This window comes from Streptomyces sp. NPDC002104 (genome assembly GCF_053593795.1).
In genome coordinates this window covers 183,172-192,792 of record NZ_JBSFDF010000011.1, presented here as the reverse complement: position 1 = coordinate 192,792, position 9,621 = coordinate 183,172, and the positions used below count along the sequence as shown (strand labels likewise).

The 9,621-nt window shown below is 69.0% G+C and carries 9 protein-coding genes; 3 read left to right on the top strand and 6 right to left on the bottom strand.

The window, feature by feature from the left end; all coding sequences use genetic code 11:
- Positions 1–335 (top strand): hypothetical protein (locus ACWCP2_RS13260; RefSeq protein ID WP_450908668.1); only part of this gene is annotated, 335 nt, incomplete at its 5' end.
- Between the two features lie 120 nt (positions 336–455).
- Here ACWCP2_RS13260 and ACWCP2_RS13255 read toward each other — a convergent pair.
- Both ACWCP2_RS13255 and dapA read right to left on the bottom strand, forming a co-directional pair.
- The gene (locus ACWCP2_RS13255; protein WP_450908667.1) at positions 456–2,141 is read right to left on the bottom strand and encodes a ribonuclease J; all 1,686 of its coding nucleotides are present in this window, start codon (positions 2,139–2,141) and stop codon (positions 456–458) included.
- Positions 2,142–2,257: 116 nt separating this feature from the next.
- A complete protein-coding gene (gene dapA / locus ACWCP2_RS13250) occupies positions 2,258–3,157 on the bottom strand; it encodes a 4-hydroxy-tetrahydrodipicolinate synthase (protein WP_266904008.1) in 900 nt (299 codons plus the stop codon).
- Positions 3,158–3,627: 470 nt separating this feature from the next.
- Between dapA and ACWCP2_RS13245 the strand changes: the two genes are divergently transcribed.
- A complete protein-coding gene (locus ACWCP2_RS13245; RefSeq protein ID WP_243337485.1) occupies positions 3,628–3,867 on the top strand; it encodes a hypothetical protein in 240 nt (79 codons plus the stop codon).
- Between the two features lie 48 nt (positions 3,868–3,915).
- Positions 3,916–4,473 (top strand): hypothetical protein, encoded by a 558-nt coding sequence (locus tag ACWCP2_RS13240; RefSeq protein WP_450908666.1) that lies wholly within the window; start codon positions 3,916–3,918, stop codon positions 4,471–4,473.
- Positions 4,474–4,531: 58 nt separating this feature from the next.
- On the opposite strand, the gene ACWCP2_RS13235 is transcribed toward ACWCP2_RS13240, so the two are convergent.
- From ACWCP2_RS13235 to ACWCP2_RS13220, 4 genes are all read right to left on the bottom strand, one after another.
- A complete protein-coding gene (locus ACWCP2_RS13235; protein WP_450908665.1) occupies positions 4,532–4,984 on the bottom strand; it encodes a hypothetical protein in 453 nt (150 codons plus the stop codon).
- Positions 4,985–5,003: 19 nt separating this feature from the next.
- The gene (gene dapB, locus ACWCP2_RS13230; RefSeq protein ID WP_450908664.1) at positions 5,004–5,756 is read right to left on the bottom strand and encodes a 4-hydroxy-tetrahydrodipicolinate reductase; all 753 of its coding nucleotides are present in this window, start codon (positions 5,754–5,756) and stop codon (positions 5,004–5,006) included.
- 75 nt (positions 5,757–5,831) lie between these two features.
- Complete coding sequence (locus tag ACWCP2_RS13225) at positions 5,832–7,211, bottom strand: M16 family metallopeptidase (RefSeq protein ID WP_450908663.1); 1,380 nt, start codon at positions 7,209–7,211, stop codon at positions 5,832–5,834.
- Entirely contained in the window at positions 7,208–9,430 is a 2,223-nt protein-coding gene (locus ACWCP2_RS13220) for a polyribonucleotide nucleotidyltransferase (RefSeq protein WP_450908676.1), read from the bottom strand. Before ACWCP2_RS13220 ends, ACWCP2_RS13225 begins: the two co-directional genes overlap by 4 nt.
- Between the last annotated feature and the right edge of the window lie 191 nt (positions 9,431–9,621).

The following is a 9,621-nucleotide window of genomic DNA, read 5'->3' as shown; positions in this document are numbered from 1 at the left end:
GTATCAACTTTTTGGCGTTGATTTTTGGCACGCTGTTGAGTTCTCAAGGAACGGACGCTTCCTTTGTACTCACCCTCTCGGGCTTTCCTCCGGGCTTTCGTTCTGTTCTGTTCTTGCGTTTCAGACTCTATCAGAGTCTGTCTCGCTTGTTTTCCGCCTTCCAGGTCCTCCGCTTTTCGCGGTTTTCCTTTCCGGCGATTCCAACTCTACCAGATCATTTCCGTGTCGTTTCCGACTTGGATTTGAATTGGACGGCCATTGGAGAGCCATTCCCTTTCGGGCGAGCCAGACTTTATCAGGTTTCCCTGCTCTGGAATCCCACCCGCTCGCGGTGACATGCCCGGGCACACGTGTGTGCAGGGGGGTCGTGCGAGGTGGAGACGTAAACGTACTGGAGCGGGGCCCCCGGATGCAAATCCGGTTGCCCCGCTCCGGTGTGGTCGCTACCGCGAGGGTCAGACCTCGACGACGACCGGGAGGATCATCGGGCGGCGGCGGTAGCCGTCCGAGACCCACTTGCCCATCGTGCGGCGGATGAGCTGCTGGATCTGGTGCGGCTCGGCCACGCCGTCCGCGGCGGCCCGGGCGATGGCTTCCTCGATCTTCGGCAGGACCGACGAGAACGCCGAGTCCTCGATGCCGGAGCCGCGGGCCTGGATGTTCGGGCCGCTGACGATCTTGCCCGTGGTGCTGTCCACCACGACGTAGACCGAGATGATGCCCTCGTCACCCAGGATCTTGCGGTCCTTGAGGTGGGCTTCGGTGACGTCGCCGACCGAGAGGCCGTCCACGTAGACGTAGCCGGCCTGGACCTTGCCCGAGATGCGGGCCTTGCCGTCGATGAGGTCGACGACGACGCCGTCCTCCGCGATGACGATGCGGTCCTTCGGTACGCCCGTCAGGGCGCCGAGCTCGGCGTTGGCGCGCAGGTGGCGCCATTCGCCGTGGACCGGCATCAGGTTCCGCGGCTTGCAGATGTTGTAGAAGTACAGCAGCTCGCCGGCGGAGGCGTGGCCGGAGACGTGCACCTTGGCGTTGCCCTTGTGCACGACGTTGGCGCCCCAGCGCGTCAGGCCGTTGATCACGCGGTAGACCGCGTTCTCGTTGCCCGGGATGAGCGACGAGGCCAGGATGACCGTGTCGCCCGGGACGATCCGGATCTGGTGGTCGCGGTTCGCCATGCGGGACAGGGCCGCCATCGGCTCGCCCTGCGACCCCGTGCAGACCAGGACGACCTCGTGGGGCGGCAGGTCGTCGAGGGTCTTGACGTCCACGACGAGGCCGGCCGGGACCTTCAGGTAGCCCAGGTCACGGGCGATGCCCATGTTGCGGACCATCGAGCGGCCGACGAAGGCGACCCTGCGGCCGTACTCGTGGGCGGCGTCGAGGATCTGCTGGATGCGGTGCACGTGGCTCGCGAAGCTCGCCACGATGATCCGGTTGTTGGCGTTGGCGAAGACCGTGCGCAGGACGTTCGAGATCTCGCGCTCGGGCGGGACGAAGCCCGGGACCTCGGCGTTCGTCGAGTCCGAGAGGAGAAGGTCGATGCCCTCTTCGCTCAGACGCGCGAAGGCGTGCAGGTCGGTGAGGCGGTTGTCCAGCGGGAGCTGGTCCATCTTGAAGTCACCGGTGCACACGACCATGCCGGCGCCGGTGCGGATGGCCACGGCCAGGGCGTCCGGGATGGAGTGGTTGACCGCGATGAACTCGCAGTCGAAGGGGCCGAGGTTCTCGCGCTCGCCTTCCTTCACCTCGAGGGTGTAGGGGCGGATGCGGTGCTCCTGGAGCTTGGCCTCGATGAGCGCCAGCGTCAGCTTGGAGCCGATCAGCGGGATGTCCGGCTTCTCCCGGAGGAGGTACGGGACGGCGCCGATGTGGTCTTCGTGGCCGTGCGTGAGGACGATGCCCTCGATGTCGTCGAGGCGATCCCGGATGGACGAGAAGTCCGGCAGGATCAGGTCGATGCCCGGCTGTTCCTCTTCGGGGAAGAGGACGCCGCAGTCGACGATGAGCAGGCGGCCGTCGAACTCGAAGACGGTCATGTTGCGGCCGATCTCACCGAGCCCGCCCAGGGGGGTGACCCGAAGGCCGCCCTTGGGGAGCTTCGGCGGCGGACCGAGTTCAGGATGCGGATGGCTCAAAAGGTTCTCCTTCACCACGCGCGGCCACGTACCCGTCGAGGCACGTGGCGCGCATGTCATTCGTGCACTTGCTGTTGTCTTGTGTGGTTCTGCTTATTCAGTTGTGAAGTCTGATGTCAGAGCTGTACCCCGCCGGCGGCAAGATCGATCTTGAGCTGCGCCGTCTCTTCGGCGGTCAGCTCGACCAACGGGAGCCGCAGCGGGCCCGCGGGCAGGCCCTGCAGGTTCAGTGCGCCCTTGGTGGTGATCACACCCTGGGTGCGGAACATGCCGGTGAAGACGGGGAGCAGCTTCTGGTGGATCTCGGTGGCCTTCTGGACGTCGCCGCCCAGGTGGGCCTCGAGCATCTCGCGGAGCTCGGGGCTGACCACGTGACCGACCACGGAGACGAAACCGACCGCGCCGACCGACAGGAGCGGCAGGTTCAGCATGTCGTCACCGGAGTACCAGGCGAGGCCGCTCTGCGCGATGGCCCAGCTGGCGCGTCCGAGGTCGCCCTTGGCGTCCTTGTTGGCCACGATACGGGGGTGCTCGGCCAGCCGGACGAGTGTTTCGGTATTGATCGGTACACCGCTGCGGCCCGGGATGTCGTAGAGCATGACCGGGAGCTCGGTGGCGTCGGCGATCGCCGTGAAGTGCCGGAAGAGGCCCTCCTGCGGCGGCTTGCTGTAGTACGGGGTGACCGCGAGCAGGCCGTGGGCGCCGGTGCGCTCGGCCTGGCGGGCCAGTTCGAGGGTGTGACGGGTGTCATTGGTGCCGATGCCGGCGACCACGTGGGCCCGGTCTCCGACCGCTTCGAGGACGGCTCGTACGAGGTCGTTTTTCTCCGCGTCAGTGGTGGTCGGCGACTCACCGGTGGTTCCGTTGATGATCAGGCCGTCGTTGCCTGCGTCCACCAAGTGGACGGCGAGCTGCTGCGCGCCGTCGAGGTCAAGTGCGCCATCCGCCGTAAACGGCGTGATCATGGCGGTGAGGACCCGCCCGAAGGGGGTCTGCGGAGTCGAGATCGGAGCCATGGGTAACACGCTACTCGCTGCCATGCTCGCGGTGTCCCCTCGGGGGACGTGATGACGGTGTTGGAGCCCGGCACTGCCTGCTCGGGGGTTCAAGCAGTGCCGGGTCCGTTTGATCAGCCTAGATGAACTTTACGAAACGTGGCAATACGGACACTTCAGACTTGTTCCGTACATCCGTGCGGAACCGGGATATCGGGGCATATGGGGCGTCGCGGTCGGCCGTGGGAAGGGTGCCGGCCGGGTCGCGCGGGTGGGGCGGGAGGGTCTGCCGGCAGGGCCGAACGGGCGGCCCGGCCGTGTCCGGGCCCGGCCGGGCCCGGCCGGCGGAGCTGACGCAGCGCCATGAACTTCGATTAATGTCCCGGAAATCGGCACCGATCGGGCCTTTCGTACGTCCTACTCCGTAGAACCGTCCGCCCATCCCGCCCCCACCGTCCCGGGGCCCCCGACCGTGAGGAGAGTCGTTCCCCATGTTCCGCCGGCGCGAACCCGTCCCGTTCGCCTTCGTCGCGGAGGCCGACCGATTCCGCAGCAACGTCACTCCGCCGCCGCGCGAGAGTCTGAGCAAGACCCAGATCGCCGCCCGTAGTCTGGTCGGACTGACCGTCGTCGCAGGGCTCGTAGGATCGCTGCTCTTCGGCATCCCCGCACTGCAGCCGAGCCACGCACCGGCGAAGTCGCAGCAGTCGGAGGCCTCCGAGGGGCGGTAGCCTCACGGGCACAGCCCAACCGAACGTGCATGTGAGTGAGGTCCTGCCGTGCCCCTGCCCTTCCTGACGGCCGACGGCGCATTCGACGCGCACGACACCGGGGAGACGCTCCCCTACGAAGACCCCGACCGCTGGCGCCGCCCCTACCGCCCGGGTCCCTGGCGGGTCGCCATCGCCTCGGTGATGCTCCTGGTCGGCTCGTTCATGCTGTTCGCCACGGTCATCATCGTGGCCGCCGGCACCTGGACCGGCGCCCTGGGCGGTCTGCTGGCCTCGCTCGTCGTGGTCGGCTCCGCCCTGCGGCTGCTGCGCACGGGCGTCTGGGTGAGCCCCAAGGGGCTGCGCGTGGCGGGGTTCCTGACCACCCGCTCGATCCCCTGGAACCAGGTCGGCGAGGTCCGCACGGTGCAGCAGCCCGTGCGCTGGCTCGGACTGCCCAGGACCGTGCAGGGTCAGGCCCTGACCGTGGCCGCGCGCGGAGGCGCCGCGCTGCCGGTCCTGCTGACCGACCACAACGCCGATTTCCTGGCGCGGACCGAGGCCTTCGACCGGGCCGCCCACTCGGTCGAGGCCTGGGCGGACGAGTACCGGGCGGTGCCCGCCTGAGGCGGTCCGCCCCGGCGCCCTCCAGAGGGCGTGACGCGCACGGGAAGCCCGTACAGGCTCAGGCTTGTACGGGCTTTCCGTCGTGCAGGGAGATGGCCCGCTGCATGGCCTTGCGGGCCCGCGGGGTGTCGCGGGCGTCGTGGTAGGCGATGGCCAGGCGGAACCAGCTGCGCCAGTCCCCCGGCGCGTCCTCGGTCTCGGCCCTGCGGCGCGCGAAGACCTCGTCGGCCGAATCCCGCAGGATCCGGCCGTACTTGTCCCGCTCCAGCTCGTCCACGGGCAGTCCGCCCTCGGCCTCCAGCTCGGCTCCGAGCCGGTTGGCCCGGGTGACGAACTGGGTGTTCTTCCAGAGGAACCAGACGCCGATGACCGGCAGGATCAGCACCGCCACCCCGAAGGTGACGGTGAGCAGGGTCCCGTGCCGGATCAGCATCAGGCCCCTGCTGCCGACCAGGACGAAGTACACGACCAGGACCGCGGCCGTGAGGAAGTAGAGGATCTTCGCGCGCATGGGGGTCGCCGCCTGCTCGTCAGCCGAGTTCGAGGAAGTTTTCCAGGCCGAAGGTGAGGCCCGGGGTCTGCGTCACGCGGCGCGCGCCGAGCAGGATGCCCGGCATGAAGCTGCTGTGGTGCAGGGAGTCGTGACGGATGGTCAGGGTCTCGCCCTCGCCGCCGAGGAGCACCTCCTGGTGGGCCAGCAGTCCGCGCAGGCGGATCGCGTGCACCGGGACGCCGTCGACGTCCGCGCCGCGCGCGCCGTCCAGGGCGGTGGCGGTGGCATCGGGCTGCGCGCCGAGGCCGGCCTCGGCGCGGGCGGCCGCGATGAGCTGGGCCGTACGGGTCGCCGTGCCGGAGGGGGCGTCGACCTTGTTCGGGTGGTGCAGTTCGACGACCTCGACGGACTCGAAGTACCGGGCGGCCTGCGCGGCGAACTTCATGGTGAGGACGGCGCCGATGGAGAAGTTCGGGGCGATGAGGACGCCGGTCGCCGGGGAGGCGGCGAGCCAGGTGTTCAGCGTCCCGAGGCGGTCCTCGGTCCAGCCGGTGGTGCCGACCACTCCGTGGATGCCGTGGCGGACGAGGAACTCCAGGTTCTCCATCACCGAGGCGGGGGTGGTCAGCTCGACCGCGACCTGGGCGCCGGCCTCGGCCAGCGTCTCCAGCTTGTCTCCGCGGCCCAGGGCGGCCACCAGTTCCATGTCCTCGGCGGCCTCGACCGCCTTGACGGCCTCGGAGCCGATGCGGCCCTGGGCGCCGAGAACTGCCACGCGCAGCTTGCTCATGTCATTCCTTAAAGTGCGTACGGGCCCGGGCCCTGTCCCGGGGCCCGGGCGACGTGCTCCTGAGGTGGGGCCTGGCTAGGCGACGGCCTCGTCCAGACGGGCCGCCTGCTTCTCCTTCAGCGGGCCGATCACCGCGAGCGAGGGCCGCTGCGCCAGGACGTCCTGCGCGACCGAGCGCACTTCGTCCGGGGTGACGGCCGCGATCCGGGCCAGCAGGTCGTCGACCGACATCTGGTCGCCCCAGCAGAGCTCGCTCTTGCCGATGCGGTTCATGATCGCGCCGGTGTCCTCCAGGCCGAGGACGGTGGAGCCGGACAGCTGGCCGACGGCCCGCCGGATCTCCTCGTCGGTGAGCCCGTCGGCGGCGACCTTGTCCAGCTCGTCCCGGCAGATCCGCAGGACGTCGTGGACCTGGTTGGGGCGGCAGCCGGCGTAGACGCCGAAGAGGCCGGTGTCGGCGAAGCCCGAGGTGTACGAGTACACGCTGTAGGCCAGGCCGCGCTTCTCCCGGACCTCCTGGAAGAGGCGGGAGGACATGCCGCCGCCGAGCGCGGTGTTCAGCACCCCGAGCGCCCAGCGGCGCTCGTCGGTGCGGGCAAGGGCCGGCATGCCGAGGACCACGTGGGCCTGCTCGGTCTTGCGGCCCACCAGCTCGACACGGCCGGAGGTGCGGATCCGCTTGGTGCCGGAGCGCGGGCCGACCGGTTCGGCGTCGGTACGGGTGAGGGCGCCGGCCTTCTCGAAGGCCGCGCGGACCTGGCGTACGACCTTGTTGTGGTCGACGTTGCCCGCGGCCGCCACGACCAGGTGGGTGGGGTCGTAGTGCTTCTTGTAGAAGCGGCGGATCCGGTCGGCGGTGAGCGCGTTGATCGTGTCGACGGTGCCGAGGACGGGGCGCCCGAGCGGGGTGTCCCCGTACATGGTCTGGGCGAACAGGTCGTGGACCATGTCGCCCGGGTCGTCCTCGGTCATCGCGATCTCTTCGAGGATGACTCCGCGCTCGGCGTCGACATCGGATTCGAGGATCAGCGAGCCGGTGAGCATGTCGCACACGACGTCGATGGCCAGCGGCAGGTCGGTGTCGAGCACCCGCGCGTAGTAGCAGGTGTACTCCTTCGCCGTGAAGGCGTTCATCTCGCCGCCGACCGCGTCGATCGCGGAGGAGATGTCGAGGGCACTGCGCTTGTCGGTGCCCTTGAAGAGGAGGTGCTCCAGGTAGTGCGTGGCGCCGTTGAGCGTGGGCGTCTCGTCCCGGGAGCCGACGTGCGCCCAGATCCCGAAGGTGGCGGAGCGGACGGACGGCAGGGTCTCGGTGACGACGCGCAGTCCGCCGGGGAGGACCGTGCGCCGGACGGTGCCGATGCCGTTCGCGCCCTTGAGCAGTGTTTGGGTACGGGCGACGGCCCGCCCCTCCGAAGAGGGGCGGGCCGTCACACGGGAACTACGCGACGTCACTTGTCGGAGTCGTCCTTGTCAGCGTCGTCACCGGCGGCCTCGCCGTCGATGACGGGGACCAGCGAGAGCTTGCCGCGGGAGTCGATCTCGGCGATCTCGACCTGGACCTTGGTGCCGACCGCGAGCACGTCCTCGACGTTCTCCACGCGCTTGCCACCGGCGAGCTTGCGGATCTGCGAGATGTGCAGCAGGCCGTCCTTGCCGGGCATGAGGGAGACGAAGGCACCGAAGGTGGTGGTCTTGACGACCGTACCCAGGTAGCGCTCGCCGACCTCCGGCATGGTCGGGTTGGCGATCTGGTTGATCGTGGCGCGGGCGGCCTCGGCGGCCGGACCGTCGGCGGCACCGATGTAGATGGTGCCGTCGTCCTCGATCGTGATCTCGGCGCCGGTGTCCTCCTGGATCTGGTTGATCATCTTGCCCTTGGGGCCGATGACCTCACCGATCTTGTCCACGGGGATCTTGACCGTGATGATCCGCGGGGCGAACGGGGACATGGCGTCCGGCGTGTCGATCGCTTCCATCATCACGTCGAGGATGTGGAGGCGGGCGTCGCGGGCCTGCTTGAGGGCGGCGGCCAGGACCGAGGCCGGGATGCCGTCGAGCTTGGTGTCCAGCTGGAGCGCGGTGACGAACTCCTTGGTGCCGGCGACCTTGAAGTCCATGTCGCCGAAGGCGTCCTCCGCACCGAGGATGTCGGTGAGGGCGACGTAGTGGGTCTTGCCGTCGATCTCCTGCGAGATCAGGCCCATGGCGATACCGGCGACGGGGGCCTTGAGGGGCACACCGGCGTTCAGCAGCGACATGGTGGAGGCGCAGACCGAGCCCATGGACGTCGAGCCGTTGGAGCCGAGAGCCTCGGACACCTGGCGGATCGCGTAGGGGAACTCCTCGCGCGTCGGGAGCACCGGCACGATCGCGCGCTCGGCGAGCGCGCCGTGGCCGATCTCGCGGCGCTTCGGCGAACCGACGCGGCCGGTCTCGCCGACCGAGTACGGCGGGAAGTTGTAGTTGTGCATGTAGCGCTTGCGGGTCACCGGGGAGAGGGTGTCCAGCTGCTGCTCCATGCGGAGCATGTTGAGGGTGGTGACGCCCAGGATCTGGGTCTCGCCACGCTCGAACAGCGCCGAGCCGTGCACGCGCGGGATGGCCTCGACCTCGGCGGCGAGGGTACGGATGTCCGTGATCCCGCGGCCGTCGATGCGGACCTTGTCCTTGATGACGCGCTCGCGGACCAGGGCCTTGGTGAGGCTGCGGTACGCGGCGGAGATCTCCTTCTCGCGGCCTTCGAAGGCCGGGAGGAGCTTCTCGGCGGCGATCTCCTTGACGCGGTCCAGCTCGGCCTCGCGGTCCTGCTTGCCCGCGATGGTCAGCGCCTGGGAGAGCTCGCCCTTGACGGCGGCCGCGAGGGCCTCGTACACGTCGTCCTGGTAGTCCAGGAAGACCGGGAACTCGCCCTCGGGCTTGGCGGCCTTGGCCGCCAGGTCCGCCTGGGCCTTGCAGAGGACCTTGATGAAGGGCTTCGAGGCGTCGAGGCCGGCGGCCACGACCTCCTCGGTCGGCGCCTCGGCGCCGCCCTTGACCAGGGCGATGGTCTTCTCGGTGGCCTCGGCCTCGACCATCATGATCGCGACGTCACCGTCGTCGAGCACGCGGCCCGCGACGACCATGTCGAAGACGGCGTCCTCGAGCTCGGTGTGCGTCGGGAAGGCGACCCACTGGCCGCGGATCAGCGCGACGCGGACGCCGCCGATCGGGCCGGAGAAGGGCAGGCCGGCCAGCTGGGTGGACGCGGAGGCGGCGTTGATCGCCACGACGTCGTACAGGTGGTCGGGGTTGAGCGCCATGATCGTCGCGACGACCTGGATCTCGTTGCGCAGGCCCTTCTTGAAGGACGGGCGCAGCGGGCGGTCGATCAGGCGACAGGTGAGGATCGCGTCCTCGGAGGGGCGGCCCTCGCGGCGGAAGAACGAGCCGGGGATCTTGCCGGCCGCGTACTGGCGCTCCTCGACGTCCACCGTCAGGGGGAAGAAGTCGAGCTGGTCCTTGGGCTTCTTCGACGCGGTGGTGGCGGAAAGCACCATCGTGTCGTCGTCCAGGTAGGCAACGGCGGAGCCGGCGGCCTGGCGGGCCAGACGGCCCGTCTCGAAGCGGATGGTGCGGGTGCCGAAGGAACCGTTGTCAATGACGGCCTCGGCGTAGTGGGTCTCGTTCTCCACTAGCGTTTTCTCCATTTTCGTCGTCTCCGTCCGCCACCCGTGTGGTGGTGGACGGTTGCGGAGAAGCGCTCCTGGCGTGCGGGCCGGTCTTCGATCGAAGCAGCCGGGCGAAGCCCCGTACGGGCTTTCCGGATGCCACTACCGAGGACCGGCGGCGTGGGAGGGCGCTCCTCCTCTTCAGTTGTGCGCGT

What these genes read in the sequence shown, in the direction of transcription:
- dapA (WP_266904008.1), bottom strand. Translation starts at nt 3,157, where the DNA reads ATGGCTCCGATCTCGACTCCGCAGACCCCCTTCGGGCGGGTCCTCACC.
- ACWCP2_RS13245 (WP_243337485.1), top strand. Translation starts at nt 3,628, where the DNA reads ATGTTCCGCCGGCGCGAACCCGTCCCGTTCGCCTTCGTCGCGGAGGCC.
- ACWCP2_RS13235 (WP_450908665.1), bottom strand. Translation starts at nt 4,984, where the DNA reads ATGCGCGCGAAGATCCTCTACTTCCTCACGGCCGCGGTCCTGGTCGTG.
- dapB (WP_450908664.1), bottom strand. Translation starts at nt 5,756, where the DNA reads ATGAGCAAGCTGCGCGTGGCAGTTCTCGGCGCCCAGGGCCGCATCGGC.